This window comes from Aquabacterium sp. A08, assembly GCF_011742065.1.
In genome coordinates, this window is the sequence record NZ_JAAQQT010000478.1 from 1 (window position 1) to 473 (window position 473).

At 66.8% G+C, this 473-nt stretch carries 1 protein-coding gene; it reads right to left on the minus strand.

Features of this window, described 5'->3' with window-relative positions; translation table 11 throughout:
• A partial coding sequence (locus HA630_RS27295) for an efflux RND transporter permease subunit (RefSeq protein ID WP_166832160.1) occupies positions 1 to 473 on the minus strand: 473 nt, incomplete at both ends.

Below are 473 nucleotides of genomic sequence, written 5' to 3' on the forward strand. Positions count from 1 at the left end.
AGGCGCCCGGTGCGCCCGGGCGTGAAGGCCAGCGGCGCGTACACCGCGGCCAGGGTCAGCGTCATGGCGACCACCGCAAAGCCAATTTCCTTGGCACCCCGGATGGCGGCGGCGAACGGCGCCATGCCGTCCTCGATGTGGCGGTAGATGTTTTCCAGCACCACGATGGCGTCGTCCACCACCAGCCCGATGGCCAGCACCAGCGCCAGCAGGGTGAGGGTGTTGATGGAAAAGCCGAACAGCGCCATGAGGGCGAAGGCGCCGATCAGGCTGACGGGAATCGTGACCAACGGGATGATGGACGCGCGCAGGCTGCGCAGGAACACGAAGATGACCAGCGACACCAGCACCACCGCTTCCAGGATGGTGGTGTAGACGGCCTGGATGGAGCGGTCGATGAAGACCGAGTTGTCGTTGGCGATCTGCACGCTGACGCCGGGGGGCAGGTCGTCGCGCAGGCGGTCGAGCAAGGC